This window comes from Bdellovibrio sp. NC01 (assembly GCF_006874625.1).
Taxonomy (GTDB): Bacteria; Bdellovibrionota; Bdellovibrionia; order Bdellovibrionales; family Bdellovibrionaceae; genus Bdellovibrio.
In genome coordinates this window covers 797,867-819,640 of sequence record NZ_CP030034.1, presented here as the reverse complement: position 1 = coordinate 819,640, position 21,774 = coordinate 797,867, and the positions used below count along the sequence as shown (strand labels likewise).

20 protein-coding genes are annotated in these 21,774 nt (G+C 43.9%); 4 read left to right on the top strand and 16 right to left on the bottom strand.

All coding sequences use genetic code 11. The features are described 5' to 3' along the window. Nucleotides 1-15 precede the first annotated feature (15 nt). The 8 genes from DOE51_RS03970 to DOE51_RS03935 all read right to left on the bottom strand — a co-directional run bounded on the left by DOE51_RS03970 (nucleotide 16) and on the right by DOE51_RS03935 (nucleotide 9,319). A complete protein-coding gene (locus tag DOE51_RS03970) occupies nucleotides 16-876 on the bottom strand; it encodes a tetratricopeptide repeat protein (RefSeq protein WP_246845349.1) in 861 nt (286 codons plus the stop codon). Continuing rightward, on the bottom strand, nucleotides 876-4,055 hold the full coding sequence (locus tag DOE51_RS03965; RefSeq protein ID WP_142695284.1) for a tetratricopeptide repeat protein: 3,180 nt from the start codon (nucleotides 4,053-4,055) through the stop codon (nucleotides 876-878). The genes DOE51_RS03970 and DOE51_RS03965 overlap by 1 nt, the downstream gene beginning before the upstream one ends. A gap of 2 nt (nucleotides 4,056-4,057) precedes the next feature. Beyond that, on the bottom strand, nucleotides 4,058-5,647 hold the full coding sequence (locus DOE51_RS03960) for a tetratricopeptide repeat protein (RefSeq protein WP_142695283.1): 1,590 nt from the start codon (nucleotides 5,645-5,647) through the stop codon (nucleotides 4,058-4,060). After that, nucleotides 5,644-6,465, bottom strand: coding sequence for an outer membrane beta-barrel domain-containing protein (locus tag DOE51_RS03955; protein WP_142695282.1), 822 nt, complete (start codon nucleotides 6,463-6,465; stop codon nucleotides 5,644-5,646). Before DOE51_RS03955 ends, DOE51_RS03960 begins: the two co-directional genes overlap by 4 nt. Nucleotides 6,466-6,478: 13 nt before the next feature. After that, complete coding sequence (locus DOE51_RS03950; protein WP_142695281.1) at nucleotides 6,479-7,204, bottom strand: outer membrane beta-barrel domain-containing protein; 726 nt, start codon at nucleotides 7,202-7,204, stop codon at nucleotides 6,479-6,481. Nucleotides 7,205-7,207: 3 nt separating this feature from the next. Then, nucleotides 7,208-7,687 carry an HAD family hydrolase gene (locus DOE51_RS03945; RefSeq protein WP_246845347.1) on the bottom strand — a complete coding sequence of 160 codons (480 nt, stop codon included), beginning with the start codon at nucleotides 7,685-7,687 and terminating at the stop codon, nucleotides 7,208-7,210. Nucleotides 7,688-7,781: 94 nt separating this feature from the next. Continuing rightward, nucleotides 7,782-8,849, bottom strand: coding sequence for a PepSY domain-containing protein (locus DOE51_RS03940; RefSeq protein ID WP_142695279.1), 1,068 nt, complete (start codon nucleotides 8,847-8,849; stop codon nucleotides 7,782-7,784). Nucleotides 8,850-8,926: 77 nt separating this feature from the next. Then, entirely contained in the window at nucleotides 8,927-9,319 is a 393-nt protein-coding gene (locus DOE51_RS03935) for a hypothetical protein (RefSeq protein ID WP_142695278.1), read from the bottom strand. Nucleotides 9,320-9,401: 82 nt separating this feature from the next. Here DOE51_RS03935 and DOE51_RS03930 point away from each other — a divergent pair, with 82 nt between their 5' ends. Both DOE51_RS03930 and DOE51_RS03925 read left to right on the top strand, forming a co-directional pair. Next, nucleotides 9,402-9,692, top strand: coding sequence for a hypothetical protein (locus DOE51_RS03930; RefSeq protein ID WP_142695277.1), 291 nt, complete (start codon nucleotides 9,402-9,404; stop codon nucleotides 9,690-9,692). A 5-nt stretch (nucleotides 9,693-9,697) separates the two neighbouring features. Next, nucleotides 9,698-10,303 carry a pyroglutamyl-peptidase I gene (locus DOE51_RS03925; RefSeq protein WP_142695276.1) on the top strand — a complete coding sequence of 202 codons (606 nt, stop codon included), beginning with the start codon at nucleotides 9,698-9,700 and terminating at the stop codon, nucleotides 10,301-10,303. Nucleotides 10,304-10,629: 326 nt separating this feature from the next. Here DOE51_RS03925 and DOE51_RS03920 read toward each other — a convergent pair whose 3' ends face one another. Both DOE51_RS03920 and DOE51_RS03915 read right to left on the bottom strand, forming a co-directional pair. After that, the gene (locus DOE51_RS03920) at nucleotides 10,630-11,835 is read right to left on the bottom strand and encodes a hypothetical protein (protein ID WP_142695275.1); all 1,206 of its coding nucleotides are present in this window, start codon (nucleotides 11,833-11,835) and stop codon (nucleotides 10,630-10,632) included. Nucleotides 11,836-11,867: 32 nt separating this feature from the next. Beyond that, a complete protein-coding gene (locus tag DOE51_RS03915) occupies nucleotides 11,868-12,194 on the bottom strand; it encodes a hypothetical protein (RefSeq protein ID WP_142695274.1) in 327 nt (108 codons plus the stop codon). Between the two features lie 207 nt (nucleotides 12,195-12,401). Between DOE51_RS03915 and DOE51_RS03910 the strand changes: the two genes are divergently transcribed. Both DOE51_RS03910 and DOE51_RS03905 read left to right on the top strand, forming a co-directional pair. Further along, entirely contained in the window at nucleotides 12,402-14,303 is a 1,902-nt protein-coding gene (locus DOE51_RS03910) for a DUF4105 domain-containing protein (protein ID WP_142695273.1), read from the top strand. Nucleotides 14,304-14,349: 46 nt separating this feature from the next. After that, nucleotides 14,350-14,868, top strand: coding sequence for an asparaginase domain-containing protein (locus DOE51_RS03905; protein WP_142695272.1), 519 nt, complete (start codon nucleotides 14,350-14,352; stop codon nucleotides 14,866-14,868). On the opposite strand, the gene DOE51_RS03900 is transcribed toward DOE51_RS03905, so the two are convergent. The 6 genes from DOE51_RS03900 to yihA all read right to left on the bottom strand — a co-directional run bounded on the left by DOE51_RS03900 (nucleotide 14,865) and on the right by yihA (nucleotide 21,661). Then, nucleotides 14,865-15,518, bottom strand: a complete 654-nt coding sequence (locus tag DOE51_RS03900) for an energy transducer TonB (protein WP_142695271.1) — start codon at nucleotides 15,516-15,518, stop codon at nucleotides 14,865-14,867. The two genes, DOE51_RS03905 and DOE51_RS03900, sit on opposite strands and share 4 nt — an antisense overlap. Before the next feature lie 18 nt (nucleotides 15,519-15,536). Further along, a complete protein-coding gene (locus tag DOE51_RS03895; protein WP_142695270.1) occupies nucleotides 15,537-17,480 on the bottom strand; it encodes a TonB-dependent receptor domain-containing protein in 1,944 nt (647 codons plus the stop codon). Between the two features lie 180 nt (nucleotides 17,481-17,660). Then, on the bottom strand, nucleotides 17,661-18,641 hold the full coding sequence (locus DOE51_RS03890) for an SIS domain-containing protein (RefSeq protein WP_142695269.1): 981 nt from the start codon (nucleotides 18,639-18,641) through the stop codon (nucleotides 17,661-17,663). Nucleotides 18,642-18,649: 8 nt separating this feature from the next. Continuing rightward, complete coding sequence (locus DOE51_RS03885) at nucleotides 18,650-20,257, bottom strand: CTP synthase (RefSeq protein WP_142698169.1); 1,608 nt, start codon at nucleotides 20,255-20,257, stop codon at nucleotides 18,650-18,652. A gap of 91 nt (nucleotides 20,258-20,348) precedes the next feature. Then, nucleotides 20,349-21,089 carry a 3-deoxy-manno-octulosonate cytidylyltransferase gene (gene kdsB, locus DOE51_RS03880; RefSeq protein WP_142695268.1) on the bottom strand — a complete coding sequence of 247 codons (741 nt, stop codon included), beginning with the start codon at nucleotides 21,087-21,089 and terminating at the stop codon, nucleotides 20,349-20,351. Continuing rightward, entirely contained in the window at nucleotides 21,086-21,661 is a 576-nt protein-coding gene (gene yihA / locus DOE51_RS03875; RefSeq protein ID WP_142695267.1) for a ribosome biogenesis GTP-binding protein YihA/YsxC, read from the bottom strand. The genes kdsB and yihA overlap by 4 nt, the downstream gene beginning before the upstream one ends. Nucleotides 21,662-21,774 lie beyond the last annotated feature (113 nt).

Here is a 21,774-nt window from a genome sequence, read left to right as displayed (position 1 = left end):
ACCTGACCCTTCGTTCTATTTTAAACCAGCTTTCGCCTTATTTTCCAAAGCAATAATTTTATTGCGAGTATCTGCAGGCCCACCTACAAACTTTAGTCTGTTAATGACCTCTAAGCCCTCTTGGAATTTTCCCATGCGATCCACCAACAGCACCGCATAGTTGTACATCGCTTCTTTATTATTTGAGTTGTCCTTCAAAATGTTTTTGTAAAGCTCTTCTGCTTTGTCCAACTTCGAAGTGGCACTCAATGCAATCGCATAATTGTTCAACACGCGAGGATCGCGAACGCCTTTTCTGTAGGCGATTTCAAGAACAACAGATGCTTTGTTGTAGTCTTTTTCTTGCACGTAAACGGCACCCAAGTTTGCTGCCGCAACCGGGTCATCGTTATTGATTTCCAAAGCTTTACGGAAGGACTTTACGGCCTCTCTGCGTTCGTTCTGCGCAAGTTGAACTATACCAAGGTTTGAGTACAGCTCTGCCATCTTCGGACTTGCTGCGATGGCCTTGTTCAAAAGAAAGCGTGACAGTTCAAAGCGACCTTTTTTGTAGTGATACATTGAAAGCGCATTCAATGCTTTCACGTCATTCGATGACTGCGTAAGAATCGCTGTCGCCGTTTGATAGATTCTTTCGTCACTTTGCGCTTTGATCGCATCATTTAAAGCCGCGTACTGCGAAGGCACAACCGGTGCTTTCGGTTTTTCTGGTTCAGGTTCGCTGACCGTTGGCGTTGGTTCTTCTTTTTGAACCGTCGGTGCCTCGGTCACTCTTGTTTCTTCAGCCATAGAATCGGTTTTCGATTCTTTCTTTGTCGAAGAAGAACACGCTGCTAGAAAAACTAATGCTGTAAGAATTAAACTCTTCTTCATCATTACTGACCTATCCAGTTCACAAGACGAATATCAGAACCGATCTCGCCACCGTTGTAGTAAGTTTTAGGATCAATTCTATTCATGTACTCATACGCTTGACGGTAAGAATCGTTATACACTTCCAATTCCCAACCGCGCTCTACTGCAAGCTTGAATGAATCTTTCGCTTTGGCATTGAACGGTTCTGCGAACTTTTCAACACCCGCTTTATATTGTTTTGTTTCTTCCGCGTTCAAGCCCGGAGGAAGTGGCGCATTCAAGATCGCTGACGCCATGTTTTGATTTGCATCTCCCAAGACCGTCAATGCGCTTACGATTTCTTCAGCACTGTCGAATTTGATCACTTCCGCAAGCTCACCCGTTAGTTTGGTTAACAATGAAACTTTTTTGTCAGCCGCAGCTTTTTGTTTTGCTGGATCGCGAGGGAACGTGATGGCTTTCATCTCTGCGTAAGTTGCCATGGCATCATCCAACTTGATCTTTGCTGCGTAAGCCGCACCAGGACCTTTTTTGTTCGGAGCCAAACGACGCTGGATAGCCAAAGTCTTTTGTTTCCATTCATTAGATTTCGTCACAGCTCTTTGTTTGCCATAAAGTTCACTGACCCAGTAAGCAGCTTCGACCACTTTTTCTGGGCTCTTACCGCCACCTTCAACATATTCTGTATAGCGTGCGATGGCGGCACCGTTTTGACCAGCTTTGCGGTGAATTTGCGCCATGCTGAAAGTCGCTTCGATGTTATCAGCATGTTTCTTATTCATTTTCGTAAATTCAGTGTAAGCGCGAATCGCTTCATCCGATTTACCTAGAGCTTCATAAAGAACCGCGGCATTAAACATCAAGTTTGCAGCCAACGGATCATTTGGATTTTCTTGAGCAGCTTGTTTGTACAATTTTGCCGCTTCTTCAAACTGCGCCGAATCTTGATATTGTTTTGCCAACAAACGACGTGCTTTCGATTTGATTTTATCAGCAGCTGGATCTTTCGAAGCCAACACACCTTGATAAGATGCAATCGCTGGAGCCGTCATGCCCGCACGTTCATAGTTCACACCGGCATTGAACAACGCTGTCGTTGCTAAAGTCGATTTCGGGTTTTGTTTCGCGAAAGCATCGAATACTTGCGCTGACTCGCCATATTTCTTTTCAACTTCCAAATCCTGACCACGCTTGAACGATGCTTTTTCAAGAACGCCGCGGATATCTGAACCCGCTTTTGAAGACGCGATCGATGGCACGGCCAAAAGCTCTGTGCCCGTCTTTTCAAGACCGACGTAGTCTTTTTTCAAGTTGTAAATATCAAGAAGCAAGTTCGCAGAATATTCAGCATATTTTGTATTAGGATTTTGCTGAACGATCTCGCGGAAGTATTTAGTCGCTTCATCAAAGTGGTTGCTTTGATAGTAAAGACGACCGATACGGAATTTGATCTCAACCGCTTTTTCAGAAGTTGGGAATTTTTCAACGTACCATTTGCCTGCCGTGATGAATCTTTCAACTTTCGGTTCTAAAGGAACCGGGTCGACAGAATTCCCTACACGTTTTTGCATCTCTTGATCTGAAGGGATGCTGCGCTCTACTGCCAAGATCAAGTTCTGCGCGGCTTTGCTATAGAATTTGTTTTGTTGAGCATTATCAACAACCCATTTGTACTGCATCGCTGCTTCGTCGTACTTTTGCATATCGTACAACAACTCACCATAATAGAAGTGCATGTCGCCAACAGCCGCAGAATCTGGGAATTCTTTAATATAAAGTTGATAGCCTTCGTTCGCTTGCGCTTGCGAATAGGGCGCACGGGAATTCTGTGCCGTTTGATGCTGTTGCAATACGTAGTTTCTTAGCGTCGTTTCGCGAAGTTTGTACGAATTATCTGTCAGCTCTTTATTGTTCTTATTGGCCGCATACCATGCACCGGAAGTGTCATAGTCTTTAACCCAGCCATACAATTCATCTTTAAAACGAGTATTGTTCTTACCGTAGTAATAGTTTTGTACGATCTGATATTGATATTCGAAAGCTTTAGGCGAAGTCGGATTTTGCGAAATCAAAAGTTTAAAGACGTCACGAGACGCGTCTTTATTACCGCGATCGGCATATTGATACGCCAGTTTCTCGAGGTACGAATTGATATTGTCGTTACCGATTAGGCTCTTAAAGTACGAAGCAGCTTTAGCAGGATCACCGCCTTCAGCATAGAACACCACGATATCACGAAGGGCTTCCCCTTCAAGACGCGTACGGTTCACCACTTTTCCACCAGCGACATTTTCACCCGTTTCCGCACGTCCCGATTTAATGATGTATTCAAGATAACTCATACCTTGATTCACACGGTCCAAACGGAACAAACACCATGCGCCTTTATACAACGCAAATGTGTGTAAGCGATGTCTCTTATCTTTAATTAAGAAAGAGTACTCTTTATAAGCTTGTGACCATCTTTCGTTTTCGAAATAGTACTCTGCCAATGCAAAGTGCGCTTCACCAACGAACGGAGAATTTGGATAACGTTTTGTCAGTTCTTCGTAATAGTGCGCACCCTTTTGGACTTCACCCAATTCGAAGTAGTTGTAACCCAAGAAGAACAACGCTTGGCTCATCTTCTCGTCACGAGGGAAATCACGTTGGAACCACTCGTACAACTGCACTGCTTTTTTATTGTATTCACGAGCTTCCACTGTATTCAAAACCGGCTTCTTTTTGATTTTACCAGCTTGGAATGCGCGAAGCTTTGCATCGTATTCGTCTTGCTTACGGCCGTCGATCAAGCTTGCTTTTTCAACGTAAAGCTCTGCCAAACGCAGCCATAACTCACCACGATTTGGAGACGATTTAAATTTTTGCGTTAATTTGTACAACTCTTGAATCTGTTGATCCAAGATGCGTTCGTACTTCACTTTATCACTGCCACCCGTGTCGCGAGTCATGATGTCTGACGAACGCGGAGGTTTCACTGACTCAAGATTTACAGAAGCTGCGGGTTGCTGAAAACCAAGGCTTGCAGAAGGAAGCGAAGTGTCTGTTTTAGACATCTGCGTTTGCCCACCGCCACGGCTGCTTTGGTTTGCTTGAGACAACAGTTCACCGACTGTCTTTTTCTTCGCATGAGCCATCGGGCCCATAAAAAGCACAGAAAGAATACTTGGAGCTAGAAGTAGATGCCTGTTGAATTTCATAATTACTCGCAACTTTGTTTCCCAAGATAGTGATAGTTACCAACTTCATCCAACCAGTATTCGCCTTGGAATGGATAATACTGATAACCATTTTGGATATAGAACTGACGATCTACATTTTCGTCGATCTGTCCTGTTCCGATATCTTTACCAGCAATTTTCTTCTTAATGCTTTCCTTACGACCATTGATCATTTCGTAACGGATGAAGCCCGCTTGTTCGTACAAATCACGAAGTTCTACACGCATGTTCAACAAATGCGCTTTGACCATATCGCCGATTGCGATTTTCGTGTTCTTGCTACGATTTGCGATAATCTTTAAAGAGTACTGACCCAGCGCTGACGCTTTAAATGCGTAATTCGCATCAACACGTGCTTTCTCAGACGCTAGTTTTTCCAGGTAATGCATCGAACGCTTCACATCACCTTGATCCAAAACATTTTTAAGAACGATGTAAGGCAAACGCAAAGTCGCCGTCTTATCCGTATTTTTCATCAGATAAGCTTTTTCCACTTCTGCGTAAAACATCATTGGATCTTTTGTTGAACTCAAGAAGTCGCCAATCTTCGTGCGCACTGGTCCGTATGTTTTTTCAAACAAACTAAGGACCTTTTCCATCTCATCGTACTTACAGATGTAGAGGTAAACGATAGAGCGCAGAAGTAAACTCTCCGGCATATAAAAGTCTTCATAATACGCCGAGTGGAGAGTTTGGAAATTACTTAGTGCAGAACGGAAACGAGCCGCGCGAAGCATTGCCCATGATTGTTCAAAAACCGCATCATGCCACATCACTGTGTCGCGAGGGATCTGCGAATAAGCTTCGATGGAAGCTTCCCAATCTTGTTTTTGATAAAGTGCACGGGCCAAAGCCAATTGCGCTTCAACTCTGTTCACGTCAGTAACAGGAGCTCTTCCGCGTGCTGCCAACATTTTTTGATATGTGCCAACTGCGATTTGCGGTTGATTTGCTTCAAGCTCTGACAAACCTTTGTTGTAAAGAGCTTGGAAGTAATAGCTGCTGCCCGGGCCCACGTTATTGAACAACTGTTGAGCTTTAGGATATTCGCGGTTACGCAATTTGATCTCACCCAAACGGTAATAGATCATGTCTTTCAAATTCGGCGGAATATCGTTCACATCCACACGTGAAATCGCGTAATTCAAAATCGTGTCATCACCCAACGTATCGGCAACGATAGAAAGTTTTTCGATCGCTTGCTTTGAGTACTTGGGATGATTCATGCGAATCACATCGACGAATTGGAAGGCCGCTGTTTGATTCAGCTTAAGCTCCATCAACATCGTACCCAAAATATACTTAATTTGTGGTCTTTCAGCAGCCAATTCAGGACGACGAGCTAACGAAAACAATTGGTTCGCCGCTGCTTCATATTGGCCACTTTGTGCGGCACGAAGTGCATTGCTCAATTGATACTTCAATTGGCTTTCACGCGAGTTACCCTGAAACGCTGAAGAAGACGATGCTTTCTTCGGAGCTTGCTTTAATGATTTTTTCCCTGGTTGCGCTTCCGCTACCAAAGGCAAAGCCATGCTTGTCGCAACTAGGAATGGTAATAGTTTTCTCATCGGTAACTAGCCTCCGGGAAGAACCAGCTCATACCCACAGTAAGGAACAGGTTATTAAATGAATTCGTTTCTTTAACATTGTTTTGGTCGACAACACTGGCATTAAAGAAGTTCCAGCTAAAGTCCCAACGAAGAGCCACTGATTTCGTCAACGCGAAGATTTGTCCCGTCGCCAAGTGCACAGTGCCTGAATTTTCGTTCGTTGAAGTTTGAGTCGTGCCGTAACCCGCAGAGAAATACATATCGAACGGCAAGATTCTTTCGTTGAACCAAGTCATTTTACCGTAGATCGGTACGTACATCACATCAACACCGATGTAAGATTTTGGATACGCCAAACTTTCAGTCTTCACGTTATTGTTATCTTGAAGCTCTTTAGTCGACTGACGTTCTGAAGTCGTTAAACCAAAGTAATTCAACTCAAGACCCCACGTTTCGTTCAAGAAGTAAGCGGCTTTCGCGACGCCCCCGAACGTGTTGAAGAATGGATCGTTCGTAACAGTCGTGATACCACCAAACAATTGGAAGCGACCTGTTTTTGGCAGATAACGTTTTTGTACGATCGAAATCTCTTTAAACGGCGCGAGCGTGCCAAGACCTTTGAAGTCCGTCAAAGTATTATCTTTAGCGCTGTCTTCTTGATTGTATGAAGGTGCCGCCGTTGCAGGCTCCGCAGGTTTACCTGGAGCCGACTTATCAAGCTCCAACTCAATTACATCAAGATCGTCGCCTTCTGCTTTTTGTGCTTGCGCCTTTGCGATTCCTGGAACCGCAAAACTGATAAGGAGCAAAGCTGTCAGTAGATTCTTGTTCAACATCTTTTAACCCCTCTTAAAACAAGTAAGACAACCCAGCATCCAGGGTTGTTGTGAAAGTCAGACGATCTTCAAAATCACCGTAAGCCGGTACTGGATCTGAAGGCTTCAAACCATTTTTTAAGAATGGGATCGGCGCTTGGTTCGCATACAAGCGAAGGTCAAAACGCAAAGCCCATTGTTTTGTGAAATAAAATTTTTGGCCCAAGCCCACTGAAACACCTGGATATGATTTGTGCTCATACTGAATCATGCCCGCTGCTGCTGAACCATAAAGAATCGTGTTGAACACAACCGATTTCGTTAAACTCATTTTTCCGTAAAACGCCTTGATGTTGTAATCAAGGAACACTGAATTCGTCGGTTGTGGAGCACGGCTGAAATCCAAGTTGTATTGGCTATCTAATTGCTCTGCGTACTTTGAAAGACCCGAAAAGTTTTTCGCGTACATCAAACCAAGTGCGTGATCTTCATTGAAGTTATAATAAAGCGCCACACCCAGTTTGCTGACGTTCGCAATAGGTTCTGTCATCGCATAACTATAAAATACGTCTGCGTCCCAACGTTTTGCCGTCATCACGTTACGATTTTTAACGCTGACTGCTTTATCAAATACTGGAAGTACAGATTCCGTTGCCAACTCTTCTTGAGGAAGCTCTACGACTTCTGCTGCAAATGCCGTCTTATGTAATAGGAAGGCGCACACAATAACGATCACTGCTTTAAATGCATTCTTGAGCATGAATTACCTACCCGCAAAGGCCCCATGTTTATAAATGTAATCACAAACTTCTCGAACTGCCCCGCAACCACCAGGTCTGCGAGTCACATAATCCGCGATTTCTAAAACTTCATCGACAGCTTCAGGAACAGTGGCCCCAAAGGCCGCTTCTTGAATCATTGGAATATCGAAAATGTCATCGCCGATGTAAGCCATCTCATGCGGCGCAATTCCTGATTCTTTTTGGAGTTGAAGGAATGAAGGCCCTTTATCAAGTGCCCCTTCATAGAAGTAATGAATACCAAGAGATTTCACTCTGGCACGAATGTCTTCAGCCTTACTGCCAGTAATAACCGCAGTCTTATATCCAGAGTCGATAAGACGTTTGATCCCTACACCATCACGGATAGAGAAAAACCTGCGCCACTCTTTGCCATCGAACCATAGGCGAGTGTCAGTTAAAACGCCGTCCACATCGAGGACCAACATCTTGATATTTTTCAATTTTGATATTTCTATTCCCACTAAATCATTGTGGAAAATTATAGGCAATGGGGCAAGCGCCCCATCTGGATACAGGACTTAAGGTCAACAAGACCTAAGTCGTGCGAGGTCGACGAGCTTGGCGTTTTTTCCACCAAATATAGAAACCAGTGAAGTAAAAAAATGCGGGCAAAATTCCCGAAGCAAAGATCAAAAACTTACCGAACCAATCCCAAAAATCACCTGCATGAAGATCATGATTGATCGCGCGAGCATTGATTTCTTTCTTTTTAGGACTGTCTGGAACGATCTCAGATGAGTTCGCATCGATTTTAACTGCGACTTCGCGTCCCTCTTCCACTCCACGGAAATTCAACATCCCACTGCGTGGATCAATACGTAAAGATGCCGGTCGAAGTTGCATCTGCTTTTCTTGGAGCACCTTTTCGATCTTCGCAAAGTCAAAAACAACTGGACCTTTTTGTTCTCCGCCACGTCGCTCGAAACCGCCTTTTTCTTTTTTAGAAAAGGTAAACCAATCGGAACGTGACAGATAAACGCCGGTAACTGTGACAAGTAACATCAGAATCAAAGTATAAAAACCAGTGAAACGATGCCATTCAAAGTTGTATTGAAAGAAATTTTTCGTTCTTTTCCAGCTTAGCGCCTTTTTAAAATTCAAATTTTTTGGCCACCACAAGTACAAACCTGTCAGCAACAACAACGTCATGATAATTCCGCACACCGCCATGATCGTGTGACCAAGTGGTCCCATGAATAAATCGTGATGGAAACGGAACATGAAACCCGTCAAAGTTTCGGTGAAAATCTCTTGCCCTTTGAATTCATTATTTACCGGATCAACGAATGCCGTCACAAAGCGACGTGGTTGACCTTCAGTCGGCAAATTGAAACCGATTACGGCATTCGCGCGTGGATCTTCAGGAATAGAAATACGCATCGGTGGTTTATCAGTGCCAACGCCCTTTTGAGCTGAAGCAATCAATGCCGATAGCGAAAATGAATTTGAACTCGTGACAGATTTGCGAAGAGCGGGATTAAGCCATTCATCAATTTTATCGTCATAAACTAAATAACTGCCGCTTAACCCTAGAAGAACAAAATAAAGACCCGCAGTTAAACCGAACCAACGATGCAAGAAAAGGAACAAAGATTTCATCATGCGTTTTCATAGAATTCTCTAGAACAAAAGGCAAACTTCCAGAGTGAAAAGCATGATTTGAAAAAGAAATGATAAGGCTATTTCGACGACCTAACTTTTAATTCCGCTTCTAATTTGGAAACTCGCTTTTCAAGTTCGTCTATTCTCTTTTGTGAAGCTTCATCGACAGTTGAACCACCTAACATCGAAGCACCAAGTTCCATGCGCTGTAAGTTCAAAGCTTGTAGATGATCGACGTCCTCTTGATTCACGTTCCCGGTTGTCGCGTATTGTTTTCTTAGACGAACATCTTGATCGTGAATTTCACGACTGACTTGCGCCATCTTATGAAGATTTTGATAGCTACCCTTTAATCTCTTTAAGTTTGGTGGGAATTCGCCAGTCATAACCGAATACATAATCACAAACAAAACAATAGAGACGATCAAACTGGTCAAAACAGAATTAATAATCTTGCCGAGAGTTTCCAAAAGTCTACCTTCTGTAAATTTGGTCTTGGTCCTGAAGAATTCTCATCTTATCATTGAGCAAACTTTAAGAAAAGGCTTCCCAATGAAATGGCTTCTTTTTGCGACAGTTTCAGTACTAACGTTCTCTGCAATGGCAGAAGAAACACTCAAAGTCCCGGTTGAAGAAGGCTTCGCGCCATTTAAAATGGAAGAACAACCTGAAGAGTACAAACCGAAAAAACAAAAACAAGTCATGCATATCAGCTGCCAAGACGCCAGCGGCCGCGAAATCAAAAAATCGGATCCCGCTTACCAAACATGTTTACAGAAGGCCCACGATCAGTTGAATAAAGACGGCCACAAAGTAAACTTCGGTTTCGGCGACGAGGACTAAATTTTATGTCACGCAAAATCCTGCTAACAGGATTTAAACCTTTCAACAAAGAACCAATTAATCCGGCAGAGATTCTAACAACGAATCTTGCAGGCAAGTTCGCAAACGTAACACCCTTAGTTTTACCAGTAAGCTACGAAAGATCTTTCGAAGAGTTAAAAAACTTCTGGCACAACGAAGGCCCCTTCGACGCACTCTTAATGTTAGGCCAAGCCGGAGGCAGACAAGCAGTGTGCCTAGAAAGAGTCGCCCTCAACTGGAGCGAAACCTCCCTCCCCGACGAAGACGGAAACAAACTAGCTCCACAAAAACTCATCGAAGAAGCGCCAACGTCCTACATCAGCGATTTCTTCAATCAAGACTGGATCACCGACCTCAACAAAATCGGCCCAACAACAACAAGCTTCAGCGCAGGAACCTACGTGTGCAACTCATTATATTTTAAATCACTACACCACATCACTCAGGCAAAAATCCCAACCCTGTTCGTCCACGTCCCCTACTTGCCAGAACAGGTCCAAGAAAAACCAAACACAGCCTCGATGAAACTAGAAACCCAACAAAACATCATTGAAAAACTCATCACACTGATCACTGAATTAAAAACTTAATCAGCCAACTTTAAAAAATTAATCTGAAACAATTCAAGCGAATCCAATCATCACTTCAATGATTGGATTTTTTTATTCTTCTTTCGAAGCACAATTTGCCGAGGCTTTGCATTTTAGCTTTTGCGTATGAGGCCTTCGCGGGGCCTGGATGGCCCTCGACGCCTTTGGCGTCGAAGCGACGAGGCAGGATGCCGTGCCGAAGCAGCAAAAGCTAAAATGCAAAGCCTCGGCAAATCCCCGCACTCTCAAAGAAAGAAGAATAAAAAAAGCCCCACTTCGTTGAAAGTGAGGCTTAGGAGGGATGGGAACTTTGGGTTGGGACTTAATTATTTAGAAAGTTGCGCTTGAAGAAGTTTGTAACCTTTCAAGTATGCAGCGTATTCGTTTGCGATCGTTGTTGTTTTGTTTGATTCGCGCAAGTTTTCAACTTTGCATGAACCAGATTTCAACAAGTTCACAAGAGGGATACGTTCACATGTGAATTTCGCCTTACAGTTTTTGAAGTCACATTGAAGTGATTTGCCACCGTATGGATCGTATTCCATGTTGCCAGTTTTAACAGCGTTCTCAAGAGCCGCACGGCACTCAGTACGTTTGTTAGCTGGGCACAAGAAATCAAGAACTACGTCTTTATAATCTTCGATTGAAGAGTTATCTCTCAATGGTTTGATTGAGACGTAAGACAATGCCGCGCGAGCCATTGCTGTGAAACATCTGTCAGAAGTGATGTTCGAACCAGCACAGATCCATTTATAGAATCCAAGACCGCCTTCAGTGAACTCACCCCAGAAACCGTGGTAAGCGAAGTTGTCTGGCATTAGACGAGAACACGCGCCAGTGTAGCAACCGATGTTTTTCTCGTAACCGATTTTGTTGATTTTGACTTTGCTTGCATCTTTAGGTGCACGGCCGTCGTCATTGAAGAAGCCTTTACCTTCATAGATGTATTGGAAGTCAGTACCTGTGAATGAACCAGCTACTGGGATACCCCATTGTTTAGAGAATACACCAGCCAAGAATTGACCGCTGTTGCAACCATGAAGGAATGCATAAGCGTCAGAAGTAAAGTTCTTCGCAAGTTTGTCGTAACCATCAGCCAAAGGATCAAGACGGTTCAATTTACCATCAAGGATCACGCCGTAGTAAGCAACGCTATGAGAGAATACGTCGAAAGACGCGATCTTAGAGAATTGAGACATTTCGTTAAATACGTCTTTCGACTTAAACGATTTGCCCTTCTCTTCGATGTTATAATAACCGAACTCTTTAAGTTCAGCTGTGTCTTGATCTTTACCCGTCTCGTTCACAGAGATAAGATAAACTTGTTCGTTCGGATAAAGCTCTTGATACTTCTTTGCTTGAGCAGTCGCTGCTTGAGTCAAAGCGTTACCAAGGTCAGTACCGTTACCAACGATAAGGATGTGAGTTCTTGTGTTCACATCAATTGGTTTGTTAGCAGCTGTTGCCGTGATATAGGCAAATGCCGGAGCAGCAGCAAAGAAAGCTAACATAGACGTCAATAAGTGTTTCATTGGACGTTCCTTCTTAAGTAGTTAATAAAAAATTATTGTTGTTGTGAAGCCAAGATCTCGATGATTTGCGCATCAGTTAGATCTTTAGCAGAAGCATCGTTTTGGCGAACGATAGCGATTGATTGCTGAAGAACAGCAGACAATTTACCTTCATCACCAGAAAGAACACGGCTCAACGCCTCTTGGCGGCCCATATCCAAAATCAATTTCTGGCAAGTATAGTCTTCCATTGAACACTCTACTTTAGAGTAAGAAGATGAAGATACGCTCTCAAGCACTTGAGTAGAAACAGATTTGTTAGCTGCAAATGCAGAAGTTGCCGAACCCATAACTAAAGCCAATAGTAATACCTTTTTCACAATAACCTCCTAATGTGTCGCAGAGCCATAAAGCAACGGGTGTGCCGTCTCAGTTTGATCCTATTCAATTTGAGACGCGAAACACTCAAAAGCGACAACAATTGTCGGTCCGTGTGTTGATGAAATAGACGACTTAGATGCTCAAAGCTTCTTAAATGCGTGAATCGAAAAGCAAACTGGGTGCGATCTTTGCTCTGATATCTATATATGAAAGCACTACTGTCTCTATTTATAGTTATGGCGGCTTCGATTTCTTGGGCGAGCGGAAACGTTCAGCCACGTTTTTCCGTTTTTGGAGGAACCAGCAAACAAAGAGATCAAGTGGCAACCGCTTTCTTAGGCGCTTACAATCTTTTACCCCCAATCATGCGCATTCGTTTAGAAGGCCGCGTGAAGTTCCCTGCTTATCAAATTCAACTTGTCGATTTGGATGCTCACGTTGCGGGTGAAGCCAATTCAAAGGGCGTGATTACAATCAATAGCCGAATCCTTGATCGCGATGACCTCGTGACTCGCACGATCGTGCATGAGCTTTCTCACGTCTATGATTTCCTGAAGGTTATTCCTCAGGATATTAAAGATGCGAAGTGGGATTGCCAGATGTCAGAGCAGCATAATCGTGAATACGGTGTGCCCGACGTCTGCCAACTTTATAAGAATACAAAAACGACAGTTTCAACCATGCCTGATTTCTTAGATGCCACTGGTTGGTATCAAGAATTAAACGGCAATGGAATGCGCATGGACGAGACGACATTTGGGTATCGTTCTCCAGATCCATATGAAGCTCGCAGCCCTCAAGAGATGTTCGCCGTGAACATGGAATACTTTCTGACAGACCGTGAGTATCAATGCCGTCGTCCGTCTATATATAGATATCTAGCCAAGCACTTCAACTTTCAACCATTTGGGGAACAAGCCTGCCAAGAGACGTTGTCCTTTGTGGATTCCCAATTCGGCAAAGCTGAAAAAGCAATTCGCTCAATTGATCCAAGTCGCGTTTATCAAATTCATTATCTTCTTGCCGGAGACGGCGATGCCTTGATGAGTTCTTTCGGGCATTCCCTTGCGCGCATTGTTGTGTGTGCTCCTGAAAGAAAAACTGTGGGGCCTGAATGTCTTCAAGACATTCAATCACATATCGTCGTATCATTCCGCGCATTTCTTGATAGCCCACAAATTAGCGGCTGGGGTGGCTTGACGGGTCAGTATCCAAGTCGCCTGTTCTTCGTTCCATTCGTACAAATCATCAGCGAATACAATGTTACACAATTGCGTGATTTAAAAAGCTATCCGTTGTCATTAACTCGCGAAGAAATCAAATCGTTTCTTGAACGAGCCGTGGAAACTCATTGGTCTTATAACAACAGATATTATTTCCTAAGCAACAACTGCGCAGTTGAAATCATGAACTTGCTTAAAGCAGGCTTGGGTCGCGCCGATCTTATGAATGTTCGTACACAAACTCCAAAAGGTGTTTTGCAGGAACTAAAAAATCATAACCTGATCAGCAATGAAGTAGATATGAAGAACCTTCCTGCTGCCAAAGCCGCGGGCTACTATTTCCCATCAAATCAAGCAAACCTAGATCAGGCCTTAAGCATCATCCGTGAACTTTCGGGTCAAAAATATTCTTTGAAGAAATGGTTAAACTTTGAGCCCTCTCAGCGCAGACAACTGTACTTAAGCAGGTCCTTTGCTGAACCACTACAAAAAAGAAAATGGTCAGCAGCCTTCTTGTATCTAGAGCGCTTCATTGAAAAACGTGTGACAGAGTACACATACAATCAATTCCTTCAGGGTGACATCGACGAAAAAACTGCAGCAGGACAACAGAAGAAAAGCTTTGTTGATAGCATCCTTAAAACTCTTTCTTTCGACCAAGAGTTGACAGGCCCTGCCCAAATCGTGAAAGCCGGTTATGGCATCCCGTCACAACAAGAGTTGAATGACGTGCAAGGCTACTTATACCAGATTCAACAAAAGCGTGAGCAAAACCAGTCGCAAATCGATGCGTTGGTTCAGCAGCTGATTAAAATGTTTGGCGCCAACGAAATTACTGACACAAAAGCTAACATTGCCCTCTTCGCTTCCGGCGTTAAACTCTAGCGCCGGGGCTTGCCAAGCGTAAGCCTTCGCATTAGGATTTCTTCAAATGAAAAACCAACATCAAGACGTCGTCATTATTACGACTGGTGGAACGATCGAAAAGACCTACGATGAATTCGATGGTTCTCTTCAGAATCGTGGCACTAGCATTAAGAACCGCATTCTTTCAAAAATGCGCTTGCCGTACACAAACATCCTTGTGCATCCGCTGATGAGCAAAGACTCTTTGTACATGACGGACCAAGACCGCGAAGAAATCGCAGCGACAGTTCAAGCTGAAATGAAGCAAGGTCATCCGATGGTGGTTCTTCACGGAACAGATACGATGAGTGTCAGCGCAGAATACTGCTTCAACAAGCTTCCCCATCCAACGGTGGCCGTCGTGTTCACTGGTGCGATGATTCCAATGGGCTTCGACGATTCCGATGCATCTCAAAACGTAACCGAAGCGTTACTTGCAGCGAAACTTTTGAAACCGGGATTCTATATCTCGTTCCACAACCAAGTGTTCGCTCTACCAAATGTTCGTAAAAATAAAGAAAAAGGAACTTTCGAAAAGTTCTAGTTCAAAGAATACTCGATGGGGATTTCGAGCTTAGCTTGATCTCCCTCAAATCCTGCTGGCAACGGCTTATATCTTTTGATTCCGTTGATTAATTCAGATGCCGCTGAATTCAATCTTTCAAAATGACTTGGGTTCTTCACCATAACGTCTTGAATCGCGCCGTCTTTATTCACAGTAAATTGCACAGTGACTTTGCCAGATTCACGCAAACGTTTCGACAGCGCTGGATAAATCTTGCGTCCTTCGATCAAGACATGCAGCTCGAACAAGTAACGTTCACGAGCCGTCGCTTGGTAACCTTTAGAATGACCAAGCTCCCCGCCTTCATGAGTGCCATCTTTAAAACCGATTTCACCGCGTGCCACTTGATCTTGATTTGAATTCGCTTCAGAAACTTGTTTGTCTTCCTTCTTCGTAGAAGGAATCACGACATCGCCTTTATCCGCCGGCGCAGGTTGCGCTTTCGCACTCTGCACCGAAGTCTTTGCTGGCGAAGACAATCCAATCTCAACAAGCATTGGATCGCCTTTTTTGTAATGACCGTAAGGGATCGCAACCGGCTTCATCGCATACACCGATACCAAGCCGAACACACCTAAGTGCAAAGCCAAAGAAACGATGTATGAAAAGTAAGGGCGGACCATGACCATTAATTAATATCCTTGTGCCTAGAAGAAATAGCTTCCAGAGATACGGAAGTCACGTCCTTCTTCATACAGTGGAATTTCATTCCCATTAATCGCAAAGACCGAGCCTTGCGCCACGTATTTTTTATCAAAGATATTATGGATGGCGAAGCCAATACGAGCATCACCAATTGGCAACCACGTTGCACTGATATCATGGACATCATAGCCAGGTTGTGACGGAGAATTAGCCGGCACATCCGTTAGTTCCATCGCAAACAATGAATTCCAACCCAATGTCACATTGTATTCACTAAAGACTTTTTCAAGGCTTAAGTTAATACGATCGCCGAAGCCACTGCCGATACCAAATGCTGTGTAACCTAAAGGTTCGCTACCGAAACGTGTTTTATTGTGCGCATAAGCGACTTTACCAGTGAATGAACCCGCTGTGTAACCGACACCCACATTCACACCTTGCGAACGAACGTTATCGATATTTGAACGAGTCACCACACCGGTCGTTCTATTAATACCAACGTTGATCGGATTGCTGATGATCGTGTCATAAACAGTCAAATCACTCATGAATGGATTGTTTTTATAGTGAAGAGCCCATTGAGTCGTCTCTGCAACAGAACCTTCAAGACCGCTGACTGGAGTCACCGACGTCACATTGCCTAGCAAGAAAGACTGCGCCGGAGTCGCGCCTTTGAAAGCTTGGCTCCAAGACAAATCAGTCGCCCAGTTGCCATTGATATTGTAAGTCAGCATTACGTTCGGGCTTAGGTGATTATTACGAATCTTGCTGTCATCTGCTTGAGTCAGATTGTAATCATCCCAACGTGCTCCAACTGATCCCAACCAATTAGGAGTGAGCACTTGATCAAACTGCGCATACAAACCGTAAATGTTACCTTCTTCGTCGGCGGTGCCTTTCGAATTCGTACCTTTAGATTTATCAACGTTGTAGTCGGTACCCACCGTTAACTTGCTATCGCCCATTTTAAAAGTATTACGAACATCACCACCGTAACTATCCCAGTGACCATCCGATGTTCCTGCTGTTTGATCGTAAGCAATCGTATTGCTAGATGTGTACGCCTCAGCTTTCAAATTCAACAAAGAATTTTCAGGAGCGATATCATAGGCCAACGTATTTGTGATGGTTCTGAATTTTTGATCGGCAATGGCATTACCACCCGCAGAACCATAGTTTGAACGAATGTATCTTGTCCCATTATCTTCACGTTGCGTGCGCGACAAACTGACCTTTTGATCTGAAGTTGGACGCCAAGTTAATTTACCAAGCACACTCCATGGCTCTCCGCCCGTCAGCGGAACCTTATCGCCACCCCCGTCAGTGTAGTCATTGAATTTTGAAGATGTTCCGTATAACAAGAAGCTAGTATTTGTTGTTGGACGAGCATAAACAGCTAAAGAACCTTTTTTCTCGTCAGCGTTTGTGCCGTATTCACCTTTAATCATCGCACCAGCAACGCGACCTGGAGCCAAAAGATCTTCTGCATCTTTCGTTTCAAAGCGCATTGTGCCGCCTAAAGCACCAGGACCCGCCAACGCATTCCCCGTTCCTGCATCGACATCTACACGTTTCATCATCTCTGGATCAATGTTCAAACGACCTTGGTGATAGAACATGTTTTGACTTTGGCGTGCACCATCAACAGTGATGTTCAAGTTTTGATCTTCCAAACCACGCACATAAACTTTTTGTGCTGTATTGTTCAAACCACCCACTGTGACATCAGGAGTATTTTTAAGAACTTCTTTTAAGTTTGTTGCTTGTTTTTGTTCGATCTCTGTCGCATCGACTTTTTCAGTATCTTTCCATTCGTCATCTTGCACACGAACAGTATCCATCTTGATGTTGTCTTGTGCTTGCGCGCGAATACTAACTGCGCTGAATGCTAAAGTTAACAATAGTAATGAGTAAGGCTTAGTAATTAGAATGTTCTGAATTTTCATAGGACGCTTCTATGAAAAAAACGTCCTCAACGCAATTCTTCGAGGGAAAACGGAACAAGATGATTAAGAGTTGAGATGCAATTGAAAAGTAAAAGATAACCGAGCTTCATTCTAGAAAATAATTTCGCAGAGAAAAAAGCTCGGCTTGCTTACTCCGGCGGAGCCGGAGTGTAGACCAGCCTAGCGAAGCTTCGCGCGCAACAAATCTTGTACGTGCAAGATACCCACTGGTTTTTTTGTTTGAACATTGTCTTTATCAAGAACGAACAACATGTTGATTTGGAATTGCTCCATGATGAACAAAGCTTTTTCCGCCAATTCATTCACATCAATCGTGCGTGGATTTGCAGTCATCAAATCTTTTGCAGTTCCAGTCAATGGATCCGTGCTCTTTTCAAGACGACGACGAATTTGACCGTCGGTAATCACACCAACCAAATCACCTTTTTCATCGACAACACCTGCTGCACCACGAACATCTTTATGAGTCATGATCGAGAACACTTCGCGCAATGGCGCTTCCAAGCCCACTGTCGGTAAAGCATCTCCGCCGTGCATAACATCGCGCACGCGAGTCAACAAACGGTAACCAAGACTGCCACCTGGATGGAACTCTGCGAAGTCTTCAGTTGTAAAACCTTTTTCAGACATCACAGCCATTGCAACGGCATCGCCCAAAGCTAACGTTGCTGTACTGCTTGCGGTTGGTGCTAATCCCAACGGACAAGCTTCTTCAGAAACGTGGACGTTCAAAACAACTTGCGATGCTTTCGCTAACGATGAATTCACATTCCCCGTGATGCCAATCAAAGGCATACCTTTACGAGCAACAAAACGCAAAATTCCTGCGAACTCTGGCACTTCACCGCCATAGGAAATAGCGATAACGACGTCATCATTTTCAACGACACCCAAATCACCGTGTGAACTTTCTGCCGGATGCAAGAACACCGCAGGCGTTCCCGTTGAAGAAAACGTGCTCGCCAATTTACGAGCGATCTGACCGGACTTACCCATGCCAGTCAAAATCAGTTTGCCTTTACAAGCCGTGATTGTTTTCACCGCTTGTTCGAATTCAGCACCAATTCTGCCTTTCAAAGCTAGAATTGCCTGCGCTTCGACGTCTAATACTCGCAAACCTTGTTGAATTACTTTCGACATACGTTCACCTATTTATTCTTCAAACTTGCTTTTACAAAATGCACGAACAATGGATGTGGTGCCAATGGTTTTGATTTAAATTCCGGATGGAATTGCACACCTACAAACCATGGATGATCAGGAAGTTCGATGATCTCGACAAGATCACGCTCACGACAAATACCTGACGCCACCATACCGTTCTTTTCAAACAATGCTTTATATTTATTATTGAATTCAAAACGATGACGATGACGTTCCATGATGTTTGTTTGCTTATACACGGAATAAGCCGTTGTACCTTGTGCCAGCGCACATGGGAACGCACCCAAACGCATTGTACCGCCTTTATTCACGATACCACGTTGTTCAACCATCGAATCGATCACGAAATTGCCATTGCGTTTATTTTCCGCATGGAATTCGCGACTTGTACTGTCTTTGATTCCGCACACGTTACGAGCGAACTCAATCGCCGCCAATTGCATACCGAAGCAAATACCAAAGAATGGAACTTGTTTTTCACGCGCATATTTAATCGCTGTGATTTTACCTTCTACACCACGCGTACCGAAGCCACCTGGAACCAAGATACCGTGAACTTTACCAAGCAATTGGTTGACCGTCTTATCAGTCACTTTTTCTGAATCGACATAGATAATTTCCAAGTTGGCGTTATTCGCAACACCACCATGAACCAAAGCCTCATGCAAAGACTTGTAGGCTTCTTTCAATTCAACGTACTTACCAACCACACCGATTTTCACAGTGTGCGCTGGATGAGTCAGAACCTTCACAAGATTCTGCCAGCCTTTTAAATTCGGCTTCGTACCACCTGTGATACCAAGACGCTCAACAATCAATTGATCAAAGTTTTCATGATTCAATTTCATTGGCACTTCATAAATAAAGCGACTGTCTTGAGCCGCGATAACATTTTCTGGCTTCACAGAACAGAACAACGCAATCTTGCCCTTCAAATTGTCATCGATATGCTTTTCGCTTCTGCACACCAAGAAATCTGGCTGCAAGCCGATCATACGCAATTCTTTAACCGAGTGCTGAGTTGGCTTCGATTTCAATTCACCGGCTGCTGCGATGTAAGGAACATATGTCACATGCACCAAAACCGAGTTTTCCATGCCTACATCAATGCGCATTTGGCGAATAGCTTCAAGGAACGGTTGTGATTCGATATCACCCACAGTTCCACCGATTTCAACCAAGACAACTTCACTGCCTTGAGCCGCTTCATAAATACGCGCTTTGATTTCTTCAGTGATGTGCGGAATAACTTGCACAGTTCCACCTAAGTAATCGCCACGTCTTTCACGCGCAAGAACTGTGTCATAAATTTGACCAGTCGAAACAGAGTTTGAACGGCTCATTGTCGCTGAAGTGAAGCGCTCATAGTGACCCAAATCCAAATCTGTTTCAGCACCATCTTCCGTCACATAAACTTCACCGTGCTGAAATGGTGACATCGTGCCCGGATCCACATTCAAATACGGATCGAACTTCATGATTGTGACACGATGACCGCGGGCTTCGAGCAATGCTCCAAGACTTGCGGCTGTCAGGCCTTTACCGATCGATGAAACCACACCACCCGTCACAAAAATAAATTTTTGCTTCAAGGCCTTCTTTGTCGACTTCGCTGTCGAAATTTTCGTGGTCTTCTTTACTGCTGATTTCCTTGCTGCTTTGCTTGTCGCTTTTTTTGCCATTTTATTTTCCTTGGCTTAATAGCTTTTCGAGTTTCACTAGATCCTCAGGAGTATCCACCCCAAGGCTAGCTTCTTTCACACGAACCACTTTAATTTTTGCACCTAAATATAAAGCACGAAGCTGCTCAAGACTTTCTGCTTTTTCAATCAAAGCTTGAGGAGCTTCACAGAACTGCTTTAAAAACTTTTTCGAATACGCATACATGCCGATGTGTTTTAAACAACCCTCATATGTACCAAGCTCGGAAGCTTTCATGCGCGAATAAGGCATCGCAAAGCGACTGAAGTACAAAGCTTCATCTTTGTGATTCAAAACGACTTTCACTGAATTGACCGATTGCAGTTCTTCTTCACTGATCGGATGGGCAAGTGTCGCCATATCCATCGTCGGATCATCAATAAAAACCTGCGCTAATCTATCGACTAGCTCGCCTGTCACTAAAGGCTCATCACCTTGAATGTTAACAACGACGTCGCAATCGATATCTTTGATGGCAGCATGAATACGATCACTTCCAGAAGGAAGATCACTGTCCGTCATCGCAACTTTGCAACCGACAGCTTCTGCTGCGGCTTTGATTCTTTCATCATCAGTTGCGACGATCACATCGCTCAGAAGGCGGGATTTTTTGGAACCCTCGATCGTCCACTGAATAAGCGGTCGACCTTTTAAAGACACCAGAGGCTTCCCGGGAAAACGAGTTGAACCGTACCTAGCAGGAATCACTCCGACAATCTTCATTCTTTTATCCAATTCTCATAAATATAGTCTTCAACAGCTTGCGCGCCTTCTTTCTTCGTCGCCGAAGAAGCAAACACCGCACTTAAGCCTGTCACTTTTTTGATTTTCGCTACAGCTTGCAGAACTTGGCTGTAAGAAAGTTTATCGGCTTTCGCCAACACCACAGCGATCGGAAAACCTTCACGCTCTGAAAAACGTTTCATGATCTCTTCGTCTTCAGTCCATGAACGACGAATATCCATCACAAGAATCAAACCTTTAAGGTTTTCACGAGTTGTCAGATAGGTTTCGATCATCTGTTGCCACTCACGCAATTCATTACCACTGCGAGCTGCAAAGCCATAACCCGGCATGTCCGTCAGAACATACGAATCTTCCATATTAAAGAAGTTCAAAAGACGTGTTTTACCCGGAGTCGAAGAGACCTTTGCAATTTTGCTTTTCGCAAGACCGTTAATGAAGGAACTTTTTCCAGCGTTAGAGCGACCTGCGATAGCCACTTCGGCCATGTTATGAACGGGGTAATCTTTTGCCAGGACAGCACTTTTAATGAATTGAATCGATTTTGGCATAACCGAGTCTATCAAAGCCTTTTCCATTTCTCAATTCTGAGAAAGCCATCCTGTCCCTGATAATTAGGCGAGTCGAAATGCCGCAGAGGTTCATTTAATTGCATCTGAGCGCG